The 20,129-nt window shown below is 68.9% G+C and carries 16 protein-coding genes; 6 read left to right on the plus strand and 10 right to left on the minus strand.

The features are described from left to right. Positions 1-440 precede the first annotated feature (440 nt). Together QSJ97_RS15860 and QSJ97_RS15865 are read right to left on the minus strand one after the other, a co-directional pair. Positions 441-1,451 carry a YHYH protein gene (locus QSJ97_RS15860; protein WP_285672868.1) on the minus strand — a complete coding sequence of 337 codons (1,011 nt, stop codon included), beginning with the start codon at positions 1,449-1,451 and terminating at the stop codon, positions 441-443. A gap of 36 nt (positions 1,452-1,487) precedes the next feature. Next, complete coding sequence (locus QSJ97_RS15865; RefSeq protein WP_285672869.1) at positions 1,488-1,784, minus strand: hypothetical protein; 297 nt, start codon at positions 1,782-1,784, stop codon at positions 1,488-1,490. A gap of 294 nt (positions 1,785-2,078) precedes the next feature. Between QSJ97_RS15865 and QSJ97_RS25020 the strand changes: the two genes are divergently transcribed. After that, the gene (locus QSJ97_RS25020) at positions 2,079-2,594 is read left to right on the plus strand and encodes a MarR family winged helix-turn-helix transcriptional regulator (RefSeq protein ID WP_352231100.1); all 516 of its coding nucleotides are present in this window, start codon (positions 2,079-2,081) and stop codon (positions 2,592-2,594) included. On the opposite strand, the gene QSJ97_RS15870 is transcribed toward QSJ97_RS25020, so the two are convergent. Beyond that, complete coding sequence (locus tag QSJ97_RS15870) at positions 2,482-3,381, minus strand: LysR family transcriptional regulator (RefSeq protein WP_285672870.1); 900 nt, start codon at positions 3,379-3,381, stop codon at positions 2,482-2,484. The genes QSJ97_RS25020 and QSJ97_RS15870 overlap by 113 nt on opposite strands. 181 nt (positions 3,382-3,562) lie before the next feature. On the opposite strand from QSJ97_RS15870, the gene QSJ97_RS15875 reads away from it, so the two are divergent. Then, positions 3,563-4,462, plus strand: a complete 900-nt coding sequence (locus QSJ97_RS15875; protein ID WP_285672871.1) for a hypothetical protein — start codon at positions 3,563-3,565, stop codon at positions 4,460-4,462. A 213-nt stretch (positions 4,463-4,675) separates the two neighbouring features. Here the strand turns inward: QSJ97_RS15875 and QSJ97_RS15880 are convergent, their stop codons facing one another. Further along, on the minus strand, positions 4,676-6,160 hold the full coding sequence (locus tag QSJ97_RS15880) for a BCCT family transporter (protein WP_285672873.1): 1,485 nt from the start codon (positions 6,158-6,160) through the stop codon (positions 4,676-4,678). 338 nt (positions 6,161-6,498) lie between these two features. Between QSJ97_RS15880 and QSJ97_RS15885 the strand changes: the two genes are divergently transcribed. Then, the gene (locus QSJ97_RS15885) at positions 6,499-7,707 is read left to right on the plus strand and encodes a cation:proton antiporter domain-containing protein (RefSeq protein ID WP_285672874.1); all 1,209 of its coding nucleotides are present in this window, start codon (positions 6,499-6,501) and stop codon (positions 7,705-7,707) included. Positions 7,708-7,766: 59 nt separating this feature from the next. On the opposite strand, the gene QSJ97_RS15890 is transcribed toward QSJ97_RS15885, so the two are convergent. The 6 genes from QSJ97_RS15890 to QSJ97_RS15915 all read right to left on the minus strand — a co-directional run bounded on the left by QSJ97_RS15890 (position 7,767) and on the right by QSJ97_RS15915 (position 18,632). Then, positions 7,767-9,455, minus strand: coding sequence for a bifunctional aspartate transaminase/aspartate 4-decarboxylase (locus tag QSJ97_RS15890; RefSeq protein WP_285672876.1), 1,689 nt, complete (start codon positions 9,453-9,455; stop codon positions 7,767-7,769). Positions 9,456-9,560: 105 nt separating this feature from the next. Further along, positions 9,561-11,249 carry an aspartate-alanine antiporter gene (gene aspT / locus QSJ97_RS15895; RefSeq protein WP_285672879.1) on the minus strand — a complete coding sequence of 563 codons (1,689 nt, stop codon included), beginning with the start codon at positions 11,247-11,249 and terminating at the stop codon, positions 9,561-9,563. A 160-nt stretch (positions 11,250-11,409) separates the two neighbouring features. Further along, on the minus strand, positions 11,410-12,075 hold the full coding sequence (locus tag QSJ97_RS15900; RefSeq protein ID WP_285672880.1) for a lipid-binding SYLF domain-containing protein: 666 nt from the start codon (positions 12,073-12,075) through the stop codon (positions 11,410-11,412). A 149-nt stretch (positions 12,076-12,224) separates the two neighbouring features. Further along, on the minus strand, positions 12,225-13,916 hold the full coding sequence (aspT, locus tag QSJ97_RS15905) for an aspartate-alanine antiporter (RefSeq protein ID WP_285672881.1): 1,692 nt from the start codon (positions 13,914-13,916) through the stop codon (positions 12,225-12,227). 31 nt (positions 13,917-13,947) lie between these two features. Beyond that, complete coding sequence (locus tag QSJ97_RS15910) at positions 13,948-16,695, minus strand: Orn/Lys/Arg family decarboxylase (protein WP_285672882.1); 2,748 nt, start codon at positions 16,693-16,695, stop codon at positions 13,948-13,950. Between the two features lie 278 nt (positions 16,696-16,973). Continuing rightward, the gene (locus QSJ97_RS15915) at positions 16,974-18,632 is read right to left on the minus strand and encodes a tetratricopeptide repeat protein (protein WP_285672883.1); all 1,659 of its coding nucleotides are present in this window, start codon (positions 18,630-18,632) and stop codon (positions 16,974-16,976) included. Between the two features lie 211 nt (positions 18,633-18,843). Between QSJ97_RS15915 and QSJ97_RS15920 the strand changes: the two genes are divergently transcribed. Genes QSJ97_RS15920 through QSJ97_RS15930 form a run of 3 tightly spaced genes read left to right on the plus strand, consistent with a single transcriptional unit; the run spans position 18,844 to position 19,971 of the window. After that, complete coding sequence (locus tag QSJ97_RS15920) at positions 18,844-19,134, plus strand: hypothetical protein (RefSeq protein WP_285672884.1); 291 nt, start codon at positions 18,844-18,846, stop codon at positions 19,132-19,134. Between the two features lie 4 nt (positions 19,135-19,138). Further along, positions 19,139-19,717: a hypothetical protein gene (locus tag QSJ97_RS15925; RefSeq protein ID WP_285672885.1), complete on the plus strand. Its 579-nt coding sequence runs from the start codon at positions 19,139-19,141 to the stop codon at positions 19,715-19,717. Then, positions 19,714-19,971, plus strand: coding sequence for a hypothetical protein (locus QSJ97_RS15930; protein WP_285672886.1), 258 nt, complete (start codon positions 19,714-19,716; stop codon positions 19,969-19,971). Before QSJ97_RS15925 ends, QSJ97_RS15930 begins: the two co-directional genes overlap by 4 nt. The last annotated feature ends 158 nt before the right edge of the window (positions 19,972-20,129 follow it).

The raw sequence follows: 20,129 nt of genomic DNA on the forward strand, positions 1-20,129 counted from the left end.
GGCGGAGCGAAACACGGACGGCTGCGCCTGCCGCGCGATGTGTCGGCACGGGACAACCGGCCGGTGACCATCACCGACGGGCAGCCCCGCAGCCGCCTCAGACGGGCCGGCCGGCGGCCGGGAACGACAGCCTCGGCGACACGGTGCAGGCCAGAGCGGAGGGTGCCGTGGCCATCCGTTCGCCCCGGCAGTGCCGGAACGACGGGGAAGCATCCGGACCCGCTGGCCCCCCGGCGAGAGCCGGTTGATCCTCCTGCGTCTCGGCGGACCGCCCGCTCCCTTGCTCGATGGGCCCCGGCGGCCGGGAGAGATCGCGGCCGCCGCGCCAAGCGGTCGGACAAGCTGCCCGGCCCTTGGTGCAGAGGCGCCCCCTCGCATGGGGCGCGATCACCCGCCGAGGCCCTCCGCTGCCCCGTCAGATCCAAACGCCTTGCCGCAGGCTAGGGCCGCGGCGGGCGCCTGGTCGCATCGCATGTTGCGGTGCTGTCTTCCGACGCGCAGCCGGTCTCGGCCACGTGGCACCCGAGGATCGCGTTCGCACCGGCGGCGCCCGCGTGATAGTGATAGCCGATGCCGTCCGCGTCGTGCCCGTTGCAGGCGTCCAGCCCTTCCGGCGCGCGGCCGTCGCCCGTCAGGTGCGGGAAGATCGCGTAACCGTCCATGGCGATGCCGATCTCGGTGCCATGCCCGGCCTCGGCTGTGCCGCGAGCCGGATCGGAGCCATTCGGCGCGCCGGTCAGGCAGTCGGTCACCGCGTGGTAGTGATAGCCGGCATGCAGGTTCACATGCCCGCCGCAATCGTCAAGCGGCGCGATCGTATAGGCCCCAAGGATCGCCTCCACCGGCGCAGGCCCGTCGAGCCGCACGCCGTTGCGGGCAAGGCCGGCCGGGCCGCGCAGGCGGCGCGGCGGCCGGGAGACCGGCACGGGCTCGAGCGGGATCGTGTAGGTGCTGACGGCATCCTCCGGCATGTATTCCGGCAGGCACTGCACGCAGGTATTCCGATAGGCCGGATCCACATCCGGGCGCGCTGCGGCCTGGCATGCCTCGAGCGTCCCGGTGAAGCGGACATCGCCGGTCTCTGGGTCGTAGAGCTGCCAGTTGCTGTCGCCGTAGCGCTCCGCAAGCGAGCGGATGAACGCGCCGTCCACATCGACCATCCCGCCATCCGCGAACCAGATGCCGCCCGCATCCGCGCCGTCGCCGACATGGGTGGGGCACCACGGCCCGGGCGTGTAGTCCTGCGGCGTGGGGGTCACGGTGATCCTGAAGCAGCGCGTCCGGGTCCCGCCCGACAGCGTGCAGTCGACGATCTCCGGACCGGAGAGGATGTCGGCCGGCGCGAAGAACGCGGCGATCCGGCTCAGCCGGTCGTCATGCGCGCTGGCCGCGGTCGACAGCGCGATGGCGCCGGCGACCGCCAGATATCCGACCCGCTGGAATGTTCTCATCTGCGTTTCCCCCATTCTGCGACCGGGCGGGCCGGGCTAGCGCCGGCGCGGGGCGGCCGCGGCCAGCGCCGCCTCGGTGTCTTGCGCGGTGACGTCGTAGCCCGCAGCGCCGAGGCAGGCCGCGATCTTCGCCGCATCCGGTCGCGGCGGCCGCTGTCCTGGCTGGGGGCGCGGGCCAAGGCAGCCCATCAGATCGGCCTCGGACACCGCGAGCGTCGCGGCCATCCTCGAAAAGTCGGGCTTTGGCGGGCGCTGCTGCGCAGCGGAGGGGCCTGCGGCCAGCGACAGGCCGCCGAACAGGATCATCGCCGTACAGACGGTCAGGGCTCTCATGGTGTTCTCCTTTCAGTGCTGCGCAGGCCGAACGGTGCCGCCCGCTGTCGATCTGCCGGCCCGCGGATGCCTGCGGGCTGGCGGACCGGGCGGCCGGGCCTACTCTGGCAGCGCTCGGGGTCTCGCCCGCGGGGGGCGGGCCGACCTTGCGTTCGGCAGACAGTTAGTATGCTAACTGTCAATATGCAATGCGACCGGCATGATTTCCATGGGCTGCTGCACAGCGCACAGCTTGTCGAGGCGGAGCTGCGCCGGCATCTCGCGCCGCTCGGGGTCCGGCCGCGTCAGGCCCGGATGATCGAGGCGATCGGCCGGCTCGGGGCGGTCTCGCAGGCGGTGCTGGTACCGGAGTTCGGCGTCACCTCCGCGAGCATGAGCACGATGACCGACCGCCTGCTGGCCGCGGGATACGTGACCCGCACGGTCGATCCCGCATCGCGCCGGAAGAACCGGCTCGGGCCGGCCGGCAAGGGGCGCGCCCTGCCCGCCGGGATCACCGCGGCCTGGGACGCGACCGACGAGACCATCCGGGCGGTGCCCGGCGCAGACGCGGCCGCCTTCTCGGGCCTCGCCCGCAGGCTGCGCGACGGCCTCGGCGGAAGGCCCCCGGGCGGGCGGATCGCGGAGCGTGCCGGCAGCAGCGCCGACCGACGACAGCGCCTGGCCCGGCGCCCTCGCGCTCCGGCGCCCGCGGGCGCTAGTCCATCTGTGCCGCCGGCAGGATCTCCTGCCAGCGCAGCGCCCGCGCGGTCGCGAGCGCGTGCTCCACCGCCGCCGAATGCCGCCGGCCCGAGCGGGTCACCACGCTGACCGTGCGCGTGACCACCGGATCGACGATCTGCCGCGTCTGGATGCCCCGCATGATCGGCAGGAACTGCGGCATCAGCGTGCAGCCGAGGCCGCTCGCGACCATCGACTGCACCCAGTCCTCGCGCTCGGTCGAGTAGCGCACCCGCACGCCCCTGTAGGGCAGATCGATCCCGAGCCTGCGGAAATTGGAGGGAAACTCGCAGTGCAGGCGCTTGACATAGTCCTCGCCATCAAGCTCGGCGAGCGGCACCGCGTTCATCGCCTCGAAGCGGTGGCCGGGGGCAAAGGCGACGAGATAGGGCTCCTCGTAGAGCTTCTCGGCGCGCAGGCTCGGGGCATAGCTCGGCTGGGTCATCAGCGCGATATCGATCTCCGCGTTCTCGAGCGCGGCGGCGATGTCGGCGCAGTGGCTCTCCCAGATATCGAGGTCCAGGCCCGGCGCGCGCTCGGCCAGGGCGCGCAGGAAGTTGACGAGATGGCTGGCCGAGATCGTCGAGATCACGCCGATCCGGAGCCGCGTCTCGGCGGCGGCATACTTCTCCGCCTCGGTCCGGGCCGCATCGGTCGCGGCATGGGCGGCGGCGAGATGGGTCTGCATCAGGCGCCCGAGATCGGTCAGATGCGTCAGGTGCCGCTCGCGCCGGAAGAGCTGGCCGCCGAGCTCCTCCTCCAGCTTCGAGATGGCGCGCGAGAGCGTCGGGACCGCGACATCGCAGGCCTCGGCCGCCCGCGTGAAGTTCAGCGTCTGGCAGGCCGCCAGGAAATACCTGATCTGACTGAGCTCCATCGGCACCTCTGGTCCCACCGGCCGCCCCGTCGAGCCTAGGCAGGGCGCTCCGCCTTAGTCAACGCGCAACGATACGTTAGCCGCCGCGGCATGGCCGAGCGGGCCCGGAAACGCCACATTCCGATCAGTCGAAACACGGCGCCGGACCGCGGCGCACCAGTAAACCGAGAGGAAAACGCCCATGGGAAAGTATGACAAGCAGATCAAGGAGGCGAACAAGATCGCCGATGGCTGGCTGAAGACGTCGCAGGAGGCCGAGGAATTCTTCATCCGCATCAAGAAAGAACAGGTGAAGTGGGAGAAGGACGAGATCAAGCGGATCGAGGGGCTGGTGAACGCGAAGGACCCGGCGGCCCAGGGCCGGATCGAGCAGACCCGGATCTGGCTCGCGGACTACCGGAAGGAATGCGAGAAGACCTACAAGGAACACGGCAGTTTCGTGCGCGGCGAGCCGCGGCGCGGCTCGGCGGGGATCTGCGAGAAGCTCAAGCTGAAGCCGCAGGACGACGCCTACAAGGCGGTCATGGACGCGATGAAGAAGGTGCTCATCAGCCACACCAAGCAGTTCATGACCACGGAGAACGCCTGGAGCAAGGATCTGGAGCCGCGGCTCGACCTGCTCGAGTCCAAGCTCGACACCCTCGAGAAGCTGGCCAGGGGCGCGGAAGGTCAGATGGACGCCTATGGCAAGCAGCTCGCCCGCGACCTCAAGAAGTACAAGTCCGACATGGAGAGCGCGGTCAGCGCCCTGAAGGCCGACCAGATCGAGAAGAACATCAAGGACATGACCTCGGACCGCGAGGGCTTTCTCGGCGGCCTCGAGAAGGCGCGCCGGGACGCCTACCAGCTCTGGACCGACCGGATCGCCATTGCCGATCGGCTGAAGGAGCTGGCGGTGAAGAACTACAAGCGCATCCTCAAGTCGATCCCGCAGGACGTGCGCGACAAGCCGATGTTCGCCCGCGCCCTGAAGATGCTCGAGCTCGCGCTCAAGGAGGCCGCGAAGGCGCTGAACGAGGTCCAGGGCCGGTTCAAGACGGCGAAGGCGACCTTCGAGAAGATCTATCCCGAACTGGTCTGATCGCCGCCGCGGCGCCGGCGGGCCTCCCGCCCGGCGATGCGGGAGGCCGCGCCCGATCGGCCCTGCCGGCGAGGCCGGGCCGACACGCCCCCTGCCCCGCCGGAGCGGCCGGCGCCCCGGCGGATCAGGGCTGCGGGCGCATGGCGAGCCAGACCAGGAAGCCGAAATAGCCGAAGACCAGGAGGTTCAGCACGGTATCGACGAGGTTGCCGCTCATTGGTCGTTCTCCCGCCGCAGCGACCGGAACAGGCACAGCACCAGTATCGGCACGATGAAGATGAAGGCGATCGCCGACAGCGCGATCACCGAGCGCACCAGCCCGATATCGCCGACCAGGATCATCGCCAGCCCCAGCGCACCCAGCACCGCCCCCCAGATCAGGCGCAGGCGCACCGGCGGGTTCTCGTCGCCCTCGGTGGCGAACATCGCGAGCACGAAGCCGGCGCTGACCACCGAGGTCACGACGAAGAGGAAGGCGGCAAGGATGGTCGCCCCGCTGGTCAGCGTAGCGAGCGGGAACCGCGCGAGCAGGGCGAAGGTGGTGGCGTCGAGGCTCTCGAGATTGACCGCGGCGAGCGCGCCCTCGATGCGCAGCGAGTCGTAGAAGCCGAGCCCTCCGAAGACCCCGAACCAGATCAGCGAGAACAGCGTCGGCGCCAGGATCACCCCGGCGAGGAACTCCCGGATCGTCCGCCCGCGCGAGATCCGCGCGATGAAGACCCCCACGAAGGGCGACCAGGCCAGCCACCAGATCATGTAGTTGAGCGTCCAGCCCTGGAACCAGCCGACGACATCCTCCTCGAGGAACTCCGCCGTCGCGAACCCGGCGGGCAGGACATGCGCGAGATAGCGGCCGAAGCCGGTGACGATCGCGTTCATCAGGTAGGAGGTCGGCCCGAAGACCAGCAGGTAGAGCATCAGCCCGATGGCGAGGGCCATGGCGATGTTGGAGAGCCGCGCCATGCCGTCGCCGAGATCGAGCCGGAGCGGGATCGCGAAACCGATGCACATGGCCGCAAAGACCGCGGCGGTCAGCCCCGCCGAGGGCGCGATGCCGAACATGCCGGCCAGCCCGGTCTGCACCTGGAAGACCCCCATGGCGAGCGAGCCCGCAAGCCCCACCGCGATGGCGACGATGGCGAGCAGGTCGAAGATCCAGCCCATCGCGCGGGTCCAGCGCGCCTCGCCGAAGCTGTCGCGCACCGGCGCGCTCAGCAGCAGCGGCCGGCCGCGCCGGAAGCCGAAATAGGCGATCACGAGGCCGACCATCCCGTAGATCGCCCAGGCATGGAAACCCCAGTTGAGATAGGTGACGAAGAGCGCCATCCCGGCGGCCCGCGACGGCGGCGCATGGGCGCCGAGGGTGGCGAAATGGGTCAGCGGCTCGGCGGCGCCATAGAACAGCAGGCCCACCCCCATGCCGGCGGCGAACAGCATCGCGATCCAGGACGGCGTGGAGAACTCCGGCTCCGATCCCTCCGGCCCGAGGCGCACCCTGCCGAGCGGCGAGAGCGCGAGATAGATCGCGGCGAAGAGCAGCCCGCTGGCCGTCAGCATGATGAACCAGCCGCGGCTCTCGAACTGTGCCCCCACGATGGCCGCCGCGCCGGCGCCAAGCCCCTGTGGGTCGAGGATGCCCCAGAGGGCGATCGCCGCGCTCAGCGTGAGCGCGGTCATGAGCATCGGGCTCGCTTTCATCCGGACCGTCCCCTCTTCTCGGAAATTCGTGCTTTGATGCGCGGCGCCGCGTACCGCGCCTTCGGCTCGCGCCACACTGCCCGAAGGAGCGGAGACGCTGCAACGATGGCCGGCGCGGCGGATCGCCGGCGCGTTTCGGTTGCGCGCGGGTCTTGAAGATGCAGCGCTGCCCGTTTCAACTGGTGGCACCGGCACGGGATGCTACCGCCCTGCCGGAGCGGCGGCCGGGGACCCTCCGGCACGCGATGGAGCGCCGGTCGACGGCCGGATGATGCAGGGAACGGCGAAACGGGCCTCCGGCCGGGCAGCGGATGCCCGCCGAGGCGCCAGGGAAACGCATGGAACATTATCTCGTCTACATTGCCCTCGCGATGCTGCTCTACTGCATGTTCTCGGCGAGGATCGGTGCCGCCGGCATCACGATGCCGATGGTCTGCCTCGCGCTCGGCGTCGTCCTCGGGGTCGGCGACCTGGCGCTCGACATGGAGCGGGCCACGACCTTCCACCACCTGGCCGAAGTGACGCTGGCGCTGCTTCTCTTCGCCGACGCGACGAGCCTGCGCGGCAAGACCCTGAACCAGATCAGCCAGCGGACCCGGCGCATGCTGCTGCTGGGCCTGCCGCTGGCCATCGGGATCGGCGCCCTGGTCAACCTGCTCGTGCTGCCGGGCTGGCCGATCTGGGAGGCCTGCCTGCTGGCCGCGCTGCTGGCCCCGACCGATGCGGCGCTCGGGCAGTCGATCCGCTCGAACGAACGCATCCCGCAGACCCTTCGCGACGCGATGAACGCCGAGAGCGGGCTGAACGACGGCCTCGCCCTGCCCTTCGTGATCTTCTTCGCCGGGCTCGCGGCGGGCACGGCCGACCCGGCTCTCGGCGATGCCGCGCTGCTGTCGCTGGTGGCCACCCAGATCGGCACCGGCGTCATCGTCGGCCTGCTGGGCGGCATCGCCATCGGCAGGCTGACCAATCTCGTCGCGGCACGCGGGCTGATGGAGAAGGATCTCGGCCAGGTCGGGCTGCTGCTCTTCGTCGGCTTCATCTTCTTCGCCGCCGAGCATGTCGGGGGCAATGCCTTCGTCGCGGTCTTTGTCGCCGGGATCGCCTTCGCCAATGCCGCGACGGTCTCGGTGCTGCCGGCGCGCCACTTCCTGGAGAGCGACGGGCAGTTCCTCGCCATGCTCAGCTTCTTCTTCATCGGCGCGCTGTTCGTTCCCGAGGCGCTGGCGCTGCTGACGCCGGGCGGCCTGCTGGTGGTGGTGCTGTCGCTGCTGGTCGTGCGCCCGCTCGCGATCTGGATCTCGCTGATCGGCACCGAGACATCGGCCAGCGAGCGGCTCTTCTATGGCTGGTTCGGGCCGCGGGGCCTCGCCACGGCGCTCTTCGCGGTCTTCGTCGCGGTGGATTTCGGTAGCCTGCCCCTGCTCCGCGAGATCATCGCGATCGCGATCACCGCCGTGCTGGTCTCGGCCTTCGCGCATGGGATCACCGCCAAATACGCGCCGGAGATCTTCCGGCTCGGCGGCGATCGTGCGCGCGGCGGCTAGCCCGCAGGCCGGGAAGGCCGTCATGCCGGCACCTCTGGTGCCGGCGGCGGCAAGCCGGGTCAGGCCGTGATCCTCTCGCCCTTCGATGCCTGATAGGCCTGGTAGTAGCCCCGGGCGATCGAGCGGATGGCGCGGCCGATCTCGGAATAGGCATCGTCGTCGAGATTGGCGAAGGACACCCGGGCCGACCAGTTCGGCGCGGCGAAGCCCGAGCCGTTGAGCAGCACGATGCCATAGTCCTCGGCCAGCCGGAACGGGATGTCGAGCGGGTGGATGTTCTCCTTCACCCAGGTCGCCACCTCGTCGCCGGCATATTTGCGCAGCCAGAACTCGAGATCGACGATGCCGTAATAGTAGTCGAAATACGGCCCCGGGTTCGACTCGATGCCCATGCCCTCCACCAGGTTGCGGAACCGCCGCTGGCAGATCGCGATGCAGGACTGCTGGTAGATCTTCTCGCTGTCCATCATCTCGACCAGGCCGAACAGCGTCATCATCACCTGCTGGGGCAGCGAGAGGCCGGAGGTGTGGTTGAGCGCCACGTCGCGGCTGTCGGCCACCACGCGGTCGATGAACCTGACCTCGCGCGGCTTGGGCGTGAGCGCCCGGTAGCGGGCGTCGAGCTTCTCCTGGATCTCCTCGGGATGCGCCTGGATCTTCTCGTCGAAGATATTGTCCTCGGCCACCGCGATCACCCCCAGCCGCCAGCCGGTGCAGCCGAAATACTTCGAGTAGGAATAGACGCCGATGGTGTTGCGCGGCAGGTGGCCGAGCAGCGACTCGAAGCCCGGCACGAAGGTGCCATAGACGTCGTCGGTCAGGATCATAAGGTCGGGGCGCCTGGTCTTCACGAAATGCACGAGCCGGCCGATCGCGTCGGGGTCCATGGCGGCGGCCGAGGGGTTGCCCGGGTTGACCATGAACAGCGCCTTGACCTTGGGGTCCTCCAGCGCGGTCAGGTCCTCCTCGGTGAGCTGGAACTTGTCCTCCTGCTCGGCATTCACCCGGATGCAGTGCAGCCCGTAATCCTCGAGCTCGGGCATCTCGAGATAGGGCGTGAAGATCGGCGTGCCGAGCGCGATGGTATCGCCGGCGTTCAGCAGCCGCTGGTTCTTCAGCGCCTTGAAGATGTAGCACATCGCCGCCGTGCCGCCCTCCACCGGGTAGAGGTCGAACTTCATGTCCGGCCGGTGGCCGGCGCACATCGCCCACATCAGGTATTCATGGGTGATGATCTCGTTGTGGTGCAGCGCGCGGTCGGGCACCGGATAGTTGTCGCCGATGATCGAGTCGGTCAGCTCGTGCAGGAAGGCGTCGGCGTCGAAACCGAACTTGCCGATGGCGAACTCGACCGCGTCCGAGAGGGTGCGGGCGGGGGGGATGCCCTCGTCCACGTCCCGGTCCTCCTCCTGGAGCGCGATCTGCTTGCCGACCCATCGGGTGAACCGGGCATGGGCGCCCTCGCGCGGCGGCATCCCGGCGATGCCCGCAACCGGGTCGTCATAGCTGCGCCTGGCTTCGGTGAGCGCGAACTGCCCGAGCAGGAAGAACGCCTCGCGGGCGCGCGTCGCGATCCAGTTCGGGTTGCCGCGGCCGGCGTTGAGGAAGGCCTTGGCGGAGTGTTCCGACCCCGCGCGCGCGAGCTTGATGAGCTCGTCCTTGATCTCGAAGGGGCTGAGATGCGCGAGGCTCTCGTAGTAGCTCGTGCCGAGCCTGACGCTGCCCATCTCGCTGTCCTGATGGTCCATGCCGATTTCCTCCCCCTGTTTGCAAGTTCGCAGCGAACAACCGTTCGCATCTGACATCCGTGCCGTTGTGCAGGGGTGGCGGCCGGAAAGGGCCGCCACACCCCGTCAGACCGTGAGCACGATGACCGGGCCAAGCAGCGTCAGGATGACGTTCGCAATGGCATAGGGCACCGTGTAGCCGAGCACCGGAACCTCGTTGTCCGCCGCCTGCACCGCCGCGTTGAGGCCGGCCGTGCAGGTGAAGCAGCCGGCCAGGGCGCCGCAGATCACCGCGGGGTTCATCTTGAGCACGAACCGCGCGTAGTACATCGACGCGATGATCGGAACGAGCACGCTGACGATCGACAGGACCGGCAGCAGGAGCCCCTGTTCCTTGAGCAGCGCCCAGGCCTGCGGCCCCGTACCCAGCCCGACGCAGGCGATGAAGACCGCAAGGCCGAAATCCCTGAGATGGAGCGCGGTCGGCGTCGGCAGGCCACCGAAGGTCGGATGCCGCGAGCGGAGCCAGCCGAACAGCAGCCCCGAGATCAGGCAGCCGCCGCCGGTGTGCAGCGCCACCGGCGCCCCGGCGATCTCGACCGTGACCATGCCGATCAGGATCCCCGCGATGATCCCGGTGGCGAGATAGACATAATCCACCGCGATGCCCTGATCGACGGCATAGCCGACCAGCGGCACGACGTTGTCGAGCGCCTGCGGCGTGCCGTAGAGGCTGACCACGTCGCCGGCCTCGAGCTGCATTCTCGGGCGCGGCACGAGGATGCGTCCGGAGCGGGAGATCTTCACCACATGGACGCCGCGGCGCGCATCGGGATCGATCTTGGCGCGCACCGCCATGATGGTTTCCCCGATCAGCGCCTCGTTCGTGAGAACGATGGTTCGGGTCTCGCCGACAAGATCCAGGCCCCGGGTATCGGTGGTCTCGACGCCGATGAAGGCGCCGGCCTCGAGCAGCTCGCCGAGCCGGCCGAACAGGGCGACCCGGTCGCCCACCGCGAGCCGCTGGTCCTTGGTCGGCTCGACCTGCCGGCCGCGCCGCACGATGCGCTGGACCGTCACGAAGCCGCCGAACTTCTGCTCCAGCGCCGAGATGTCGAGCTCGGTCGCCTCCGGGTTGGAGATCTCGAAGGCCCGGGCGACGACGCCCCGGAGCGCGGGTTCCTGGGTCGGGCCGAGGTTCTCGCCGCTGTCGCCGAGTGCCGAAGCATAGCCGCCGGCCTCGGCCTTGAGGTCGATCCCCATCATCTTCGGCGCGATCACGCTGACGAAGAACACCACCAGGGTGAAGCCGAAGAGATAGGTGACCGCATAGGCGACGCCGATATTCGACTGCATCGCCGCCACCTCGTCGCCGGGAAGCGTCAGGTGCCCCAGCGCCTCGCTTGCGGTTCCGACCGCCGCCGACTCGGTGATCCCCCCCGCCAGCAGCCCCGCCGCGGTTCCCTTGTCGAGCCCGAAGAGCTGCGCCAGCCCCCAGATCGTCAGGAAGATCAGCAGGCTCGAGAGCAGCGACAGGTGGACGAGATTGAGCGTGCTGCGCCCGAGGCTCGCCACGAAGCTGGGCCCGCTGACATATCCCAGCGAGTAGATGAACAGCGCGAAGGCCATTGTCTTGATGTTCGGGTCGACCTCGACCCCGATCTGGCCGACCAGGATCGCCGCGAACAGCGTTCCCGGAATGCCCCCGATGGGGATGCCGCCGATCTTGAGCCGCCCGATGCCGAAGCCGAGCGCGACGCAGACGAACAGGACGCTGATCGCCGATTCCTCGAAGAAGCCCTTGATCAGTTCCATTCCATGTCCCCCGCCTCTATGCCCCGCCGCACCGGGACCGTCCCGTCGGCGGGGCCGCCCTCGGGACAGCGACCGGTGCCAGGAACCGCCGGCCCGGCCCCGTATCGCGGCAGGGCGCGGTCGGACCCGGCAGGCGCTTCCTGACCCCGGACATCGACCGTCAGTCCTTGATGTCGACCGGGACGATGTTCAGCCCCTTGATGCTGAGCTCGCTGACATCGCCCTCGACATGGGTGATCATGATGGCGATGTCGGCGTCCGGCTCGCCGGCCACCTCGCCGGTCTCGTGGTTCACGACCATGTAGGAGGAACTGACATCGCTGGCGGCGACGAAGTCGGCCAGCACGTCCTCGTTCATGAACATCAGCACCCGGCTCGATGCCTGCGCTCCGGAGACGAAGCCGAGCGAGTTGCGCTCGCCGAAATAGTAGCCGTTCTTGCGGAACTCCCCGGAGCCGTCCCTGACATAGAGGACGCCGAACGCCTTGGTCTCGCCGAGCAGGAAATAGTTCGCGGTCTGGACACTCGGGAAGATCAGCAGGCCATGGGCCCGCCCGGCATATTCCACCGCGGTCGGGCTGCCGGCGCGGAGCTGCTGCACGAGGATCTCGGTATCCGCGTCGAGCTGGTCGATATCGGCCTTCTTCGCGGTGAAGGGGTGCGGCTTCGGCATCGAGTAGTGCGACTGGGTCGGATACTGGATCGACTGCGCTCCGGCGGGCACGGCCTGCATGGCCAGGGCCGCGGCAAGCGCCCCGGCGAGGAGGCGCCCGGTGCGCTGAACCCGGGCCGCCTTGTGCGAAGCGATCAGGAAGGAAGGGGACATGTCTGACTCCGAGCTGTGTCCAACGTGGAGGGAAGGGAGCCGGGGTGTCGGACGCTCGCCCCGGATCTCGTCGGACAGCGCCTGTGCCGGCGCCGTCCCGGTCGGGTGAATGGCCGCGCGACCCGGCATGACCGTGGCGGCGCGCGTCTTCAGAGGGTCATCAGCACGATCACGAGGCCCCAGAGCGTCAGCAGCGTGTTGCTGACGGCATAGGGCACCGTGTAGCCCAGCATCGGCACGTCGCTCTTGGCGACCTCGCCGACCATCGCCACCGAGGCGGTCGAGGTGCGGGCGCCGCCGCAGCAGCCGAGGTTGATCGCATCGTCGAACTTGAAGACGTATTTGCCGAGATAGGGCGCGGCGAGCTTCGGGATCGCGGTGGCGATCACGCCCCAGACGAAGAGGCCGATGCCCGCCTCCTTCAGCCCCTCGATGAAGGTCGGGCCGGAGGAGAGGCCGACGATGGCGATGAAGACGTTGAGGCCGACCGAGTTCATGAACCACAGCGTCGGCTGCGGCACGTTGCCGATCTGCGGCTTCACGGTGCGCAGCCAGCCGACGACGATGCCCGCGATCAGCGCGCCGCCCGAGGTGCTGAGGGTGATCGGCACGCCGCCGATCGGCAGGACATAGGCACCGATCAGGCCGCCGACCAGGATCGAGAGACCGACCAGAACCATGTTCGTGGTGGTCTGCGGCCGGTCGGCAAAGCCGACCTCATCGGCGAAGCGCTCGACATTGGCCTTCGAGCCGGCGACGCGCAGGATGTCGCCGCGGTTCACCTTGGTGCCGGGCAGCACGGGAATGCTGACCGCGGCCGACCCGCGCCGGATCGAGTTGAGATAGACGCCGCGGGTGTAGGGCTCCTTCGCGATGTCGATCAGCTCGCGCCCGTCCAGCCCCTTCTTGGAGACCAGCACGTCGACCGCCTCGACCGGAACGTCCAGCAGCTCCCGGTCGTCCACCTCCTCGGCCTGGCCGAGCAGGTCGATCAGGATCTCGCGCCGCCCGGCGACGGCAACGACGTCGCCCGCCTTCAGCACGGTCTCGTCGGTCGGAGACACCAGCTCGCCGTCGCGGCGCAGGCGCTCGATGAAGATGCGCTCGCCCTCGGCAAGCCGCTCCATCTCGAGCCGGGTCTTGCCGACCGCGGCACCGCCTTCGCGGACGCGATAGGCCCTGAGTTCGCGGGCCCGCCAGGCGCTCACGTAGTTGGAGTCGCTGGCGCTGCCCTTGAGCACCTCGCGCTCATAGCGCTTGCAGGCCTCCTCGATGTTCGTGCCGAGCATCTTCGGGCCGAGGAAGGCAAGGATCCAGCCGGTGCCGATGGTGCCGAAGAGATAGGTGATGGCATAGGCGACCGGGATCAGGTTGGTCTGCGCCTTGGCCTCCTCGGGTGACAGGCCGGAATTGTTGATCGCGTCGGTTGCCAGCCCGATCGAGGCCGAGAGCGTCTGCGAGCCGGCGAAGAGCCCGGCCGCAAGGCCCGGGCCATAGCCCGCGATGGTCGCGGCCAGGAAGGGCGCGAGCAGGCAGAGCACGCAGATCAGCGCGGCGAAGGCCGCCTGCGGCGCGCCGTCGGTCGCGATGCCCCGCACGAATTGCGGTCCGACGCCGAAGCCGACCGCAAAGAGGAACATGATGAAGAAGATCGACTTGATCTGGCCAGAGACCTCGATGCCGATCTGGCCGATCACGACCCCCGCCAGCAGCGTGCCCGTCACGGCGCCGAGGCTGAAGCTGCCGAAACGCACCGCGCCGATCCAGTCGCCGACGGCCAGCGTCAGGAAGATCGCGATATGCGGATTGTCGCGCAGCGTGTTGAGAAGATAGTCCCACATGGCGTCGCCCTCGTTGTTTGCGCCGGATTGCTCAGCGAGCGGATTTGGCCGTGACGGCCTCGATCCGGATCAGCCGGAGACCCTTCTCGCGGTTGAAGCCGTGGATCTCCTTGACGTCGAGCTTGCGCATGAAGTCGATCGTCTCGTGCGTGATGACCTGCCCGGGCACCATGATCGGGAAGCCCGGCGGATAGGGGATCACGAAATTGGCCGAGACCATCTCCGGCCCCTCGGCCAGCCGCCGGTCGCATTCCTCGCCGAACAGCGGCACGTATTCGCAGGCCGCCGGGTCATAGGCGGCGAAGAACGCGGTCCGCATGTCGCCCTCCACCGTCATCTCGCCGGCATCGCCGCGGAACGCGTCGTGGAAATGCGAGAAGTCCGGCAGGTCCGGCACATCCTCCATCAGCGACTTGACCCGCGCGAAGAAGGCGACCCGCCCCGCCTCGCCGCCCTCGGCCAGGCGCTTCTCGATGGCGTTGGAGATGTCGAGCAGCACCCGCAGCAGCTGGGCGATGTCGCTCCGCGTGTTGTTGATGTTGGACTGGAGCAGCACCGAGTTGCGCGAGGTCTTGTTGAGCTGGATGTCGTAGTCGTCCGCCAGCAGCTTCTTGAACTCGGTGCCGTCGAAGCCGGCGGTGCCGCAGACCAGCGTCATCCGCGTCGGGTCGAGGCAGAACTCGTCCTCGTTCATGCTGCGGATCTGGTCGGCCCAGGTGGTTCCGGGCGTGAGGAAATCCGAGAAGCCGGACTGGCGATAGGATGCCGGCACCATCTCCTCGGCGCCGAGCACCTTGAAATACTTCGATATCAGCGGGTGCGAGTTGATCTCGCGGCGGATCGACAGCGAGATCTCGATGGCGTTCATCACGAGGCCGTAGCCCTCCAGCTCCATCTGCCGCCGGGCGATGTCGAGGCTGGCGATGAGCTGCTGGTTGGGGCTGGTCGAGGCATGGGTGAAGACCGCCTCGCGGAACTGGCTCTCGACCGTGTGATAGTCGACATCCTTCACCAGGATCATCGAGCCCTGCCGGAGCGAGGACATCGACTTGTGGGTCGAGTTGGTCTGGTAGACGCGCAGCCGGATCTGCCGCGGGTCGGGGATCAGCCGGGTCGCCAGCAGCGTCTCCCGCGAGGGGTTCTCGCCGAGCTCGGCCTGCTGGGTCTCATAGGCCGCCACCGAGGCCGGATCGTGCATCCAGGCCTCGATCGCCGCCGCCGCCCCCATCGCGGTGCGCGGGCGCAGCACCGGCGAGAAGCGGGCGAAGCCGAACCAGGCCTCGTCCCAGAGGAAGACGAGATCGGGCTTGATCGCGAGGCATTCCTCCATCACCCGGCGGGTGTTGTAGATGTGTCCGTCGAAGGTGCAGTTGGTCAGGTCCACCATCCGCACCCGGTCGAGCCGGCCCTCCGCCTTCAGGTCGAGCAGCGCCTGCTTGATCGAGGCCAGCGGCACCGCGCCATACATCGAGTATTCCGTCATCGGGAACGCCTCGACATAGAGCGGCTGCGCGCCGCCGAGCACCATGCCGTAGTGGTGCGACTTGTGGCAGTTGCGGTCGAGGATCACGATCTCGCCCGGCGCCACCACCGCCTGGTGCACCATCTTGTTCGAGGTGCTGGTGCCGTTGGTGACGAAGAAGCAGCGGTCGGCGCCGAAGGCCCGGGCCGCCATCTCCTGCGCCTCCTTGATGTTGCCGGTGGGCTCGAGCAGGCTGTCGAGGCCGCCGGTGGTGGCGCTCGACTCCGCGAGGAAGATGTTGAGCCCGTAGAACTCGCCCATGTCGCGGATCCAGTCGGACTTGAACACCGACTTGCCGCGCGCGATCGGCAGCGCGTGGAAGGTGCTGATCGGGCGCGTGGCATAGTGCTTCAGGTTGTCGAAGAACGGCGTGCGGAACCGTTCGGCGACGCCCTCGAGCACCGAGAGATGCAACTCGAGCATCTCCTCGACCGAGTAGAGCACGCGCCGGAGCGCGCCGGCCTGCGGATGGCCGGCGAGGGACTCCACCTTGCGGTCGGACAGCAGGTAGATGTCGAGCTCGGGCCGCAGGCGCTTCAGCTCGCTGGCGAGCCCGAGCGCGAGGTCGCCCTCGTCGACATCCGCCGCGTCGATGCCGCGCGCGGCGATGACGCTGCGGAGCACGGGCGCATCGTGATGCGAGGCGAAGTCGAAGCCCTCGTAGATCGTCACGGCGGCGATCCCGGGGTTCATGATCGCCGCGCAGATGGCATCCTCGAAGCTGCCGACGGGCACGGTCTCGTAGATGAAGGCATCCTCGGAGCGGCGAAGCTTGCGCAGCTCGGCCGACTGCTGCGCGCCGCGGGTCCCGCCATGCGGGCTGACCAGCAGCATCTCGAAGAACGGCCGGTGCTGCCCCCCGGAGCCATGCGCGGGCAGGCCGAGATCGGGCATCCGGTCGGCCGCGGACTCGGCAACGTCCCAGTCGCCCTCGTCATGCTTGTAGGAGCGGGTGACGACGGCCTGCGAGACGCGCTCCGCGAGGTTCCGGAAACCCTCGGCCGACCCGGCGGCCAGACGATCGCGAAGCGTCGCCATCAGCCGCGCGCCGGGATAGGCATGGAACTCCTCGAGAACCACGATATCGGCAAAGGCCCGCTCGACCGCGGCCCGGTCGGCCTTGCCCGCGGCCCAGCGCCGCGCATCGGCGGTCAGCCCGCGCCAGGCATCGGCCCGGGCGGCGGGCATCGAGATGAAGTGGTCGATGCGTGTGTGCGGTCCCGTCGAAGACGAAAGGTCGGCGGCTGCTGATGTCATTGATCTCTCCCTTTCGCCCGCTCCGGGCGCCGATACGTCGCCTGCAGTCCGGTCAGATGGTCCGCCGTTCGGGAATTGCGCCGCCCCGGCGCAATGCCGCCGCACGCAGAGACACGCGCCAAGCGCCGCGACAGGCAGATCACTGCCCTGCCCGCAGGAGACACCTGAACCGGGTGGACGCTACCGGCCCCGCACGTTCCGATGGAGGGTGCGAAAGGTAAGTTACGGTAACGGTGGGGCGGTGCGGCGCCGTGTTCCGGCGCCCGGGGCGGCTCCGGTCAGCGCGACGCGGCAGGGGCCGAGAGGCCGTTGACCACCTTCTTCTCGGCCGAGGCGATCACCGCGGAGAGATCCCCGAGCACCGCGGCCGTGATCTCCGGGTGGATGCTCCGCGCCCGGAAATCCGCCTCTGCCCGTTCCGGATAGCCGGGATGCATCGCCAGCAGCCGGCCGAGCGTGGCCCGCGCCTCGCACATGCGCCCGAGCCGGGCGAGCACCGCCAGCTTGACCAGGGGGACATAGACGATGTCCGGCGCCTCGATCCGGCAGACTTCCCGGAGCGCCGTCTCGTGGCGCCCCTCCATGTAGTGGTAGAGGAAGAACCCCATGCGGTAGGTCGAGGGCTGCGTCGGGTTACGCAGATAGGATTCCTGCAGCAGCGGGACCGCCTGCGCCCAGTTGCATCGCACCGCGTGGCGCGAGCCGAGCTCGACGAGGATGCCGGTATCGTGGGGGTTCAGCACGCGCCCGGTCTCCAGCGCCTCGAAGCTCGCCTCGATATCCCCGGAAAACCAGCAGACGGTGCCGAGCGCGTGATAGCTGCGGCTCGACCGCGGCGCCAGCTCGACCGCCCGGTGCGCGAGGCGCCGCGCGCGCTCCATCGGATCGAAGGTGGCCTTCCCGAGGCTCAGGCCGAAGCGCGACGCGTTGGTATAGAGCAGCGAGAGGCAGGCATGGGCCTCGGCATAGTCCGGCTCCCGGGCAACCGCCTCCTCGAGCCGCCGGCGCGCCTCCTCGAAGCGCGCATTGTCGAAGGTCCGCCAGTACTGGTAGAAGAGCTGCACCGCCTCGAAGGCCCGCAGGCAGTCCGGCGGGCGGCCATCGATGTCCTTGGCCCTGTGGCTGTAGATCACCCCGAAGGGCGGCGCGAGGGTGCGCACGACGCTGGCCGCCACCCGGTCGCGCAGGGCGATCCACTGGGCCGGATGGTGCTCCTCGTCGAAGCTCTCGGCCCAGACGAAGCGCCCCGTATGCGCATCGACCAGCACGGTCTCGAGCAGGATCCGGCCATCGGCGACGGTGATCGAGCCCTCGAGGATGAAATCCACGTCGACCGGCCGGTCCGCGCCCTCGGCGCCCCGCTCGCCGTCGGCGTGCTGCACGGTCTCGGCGCCATAGACGAGAAGATCCGTGAACCGCGTCAGCCCGACGATCAGGTGCCGCCGGAAGCCGCGGGCGAACCCCGGCGCGGCGCTGGCGCCTTCCTCGTCGAAGGGCGCCACCATGATCGAGGGACCCGGCGGGCAGAGCCGCACCCCGCCCGTGCCGGCCGCCTCGCCGCCGGATGCCGCGCGCTCCGACCGGGCAATCTCGGGAAACTCGAAGGTGGCGATGTAGGAGCCCTTCGGGATCGTGATCCTGACGGTATCGTCCACGCCGCCGGTCAGGTAGTAGTGCTCCAGCGCGCGCCGCAGCCGCCGTGCCTCGATCCGCACGATCGGGTCGATCTGCGGGTCGAACTCGGCGCTGCGGCCGAACACGCAGGTCGCGATGCTGTAGGCCTTGATCCGGTTCTCCCGCCCTTCGAGCGTCTCCTCGACGACATAGCGCAGGAATCGCCTGTTGCGCTCGGTCACCTCAAAATCCGGCGACGCGAGTATCCGCTCGAGCCCGTCGCGAACGCGATCGCTCAGGGTATCGGGATCCGGACTGGCCATCTGCTGCGTTTCCAAACCGCTAAATCGATTGAGTTTCGAGTTTCCAGCGCCCGCCGGGCGTTATAGCAAATCGGTCCGCTATTCTGAACAGCTTTGTCGGGAATCCGCGCGGTTACGGTTACGTACTTATGATCGGGACCCGGTCCGGCACAGCATCGGAAACCGAGGGAGCTTGTCAACGGTTTCCCAGGAAGATTGTCGGGTGACGCCAATGGATGCGAATGATCGGGACGTCGATCTTGAGCCGACCTTCAAGCGTTTCCCCCAGGACAGGGCGATGCTTGCATTGCTGATCCGGACCAATGCCGTGGTCCGGATCATGTGCGAGGAGCACGCCATGGCGACAACGGCGCTTGACCACTTCGAGCAGGCACCCGATGCCGAACGTCGCCCCGAGGTCGCGGAGTACCGGGCGCTGAAGGCGGAACTCGAGGTGGAACTGGAGACGGTGATTCAGGATGCAAGACAGTTGCGGCTCCCTGGCGAGCCAGGCCGGAAATAGCGCGGTGCCGGCCGGCGCGGCGCATCCGATACGCGGCATCCGGCGCCTCGCGCGGGCGGGGATGCTCGCGGCGCTCATGCTTGCCGCCGCGGGCGTCCAGTCCGTGCGCGCCGAGGTCCGCGCGATCTACGAGACCGGCGGCAGGGCCCTGTTCTCGATCGCCGTGCCGGATGGCTGGGTCGTCGCGACCGGCAGCGGCAGTGAGGAAGACGGCGTGCCGCGCATCCTCGGCATCACGCCGGAGGGAGATTTCTCGCTCTGGATCGGTTTCCTCTCCCCCGAGGAGCCGCGCGACATCAACGAGGCGGAGGCCTATGTGCGGGACCTCGGAACGAAGCTGGTTGACGACAGCCGGGTCGAACGCGTGGCCGACGGCGAGCTCGGCGTCCTGCCGGCGCGGCTGTATCTCGGCCAGGGCACGCGCGCCGGCGCGCCGATCGATATCGGCGTCGCCATCGCGGCGCTGCCCGGGCCCCGCGCCGTGATCGGCGTGATCGTCGGCGAGAACGGCGCGCGGGAGGTCTATGACCTGGACATCGCGGCGATCCTCGGCTCGCTCGTACCCGTGGAGGAGAACCGATGACCCGGCTGGCCCGCGCGATCCTGTTGGCCGCCGGCGGCTGCCTGCTCGTCGCCGGCTGCGCCGTGGAAGGCGGCGGAGGGGTATATTACGACCCCTACCCCTATCGTTCGGGGATCTACATCCACCACCACGACTACTACGGACGCGGCGACCGGCCGGACCGACCGCCGGCGGCCCGCCCGCCGGCGCGGCCCACGCAACTGCCCTCGCACGCCGGACGCGGCGGCGGGCGCGGCCGCGGGGGCCGGCGCTAGGCCGAAGCCGGTTGCGGGACTGCACCGACCCGCCTATTCTGGGCCGGTCGGGCAGCCGGTCCTTGTCGGACTGGCCTGCGCCCTGACGCAGTTCAGGTTTCAGCGGCTGCCGGCCGGCCGGTGTCCGACAGATCTCGGCGGCATCCCCGCAATGCTCC

The organism is Paralimibaculum aggregatum (genome assembly GCF_030270585.1).
GTDB lineage: Bacteria > Pseudomonadota > Alphaproteobacteria > Rhodobacterales > Rhodobacteraceae > Thermohalobaculum > Thermohalobaculum aggregatum.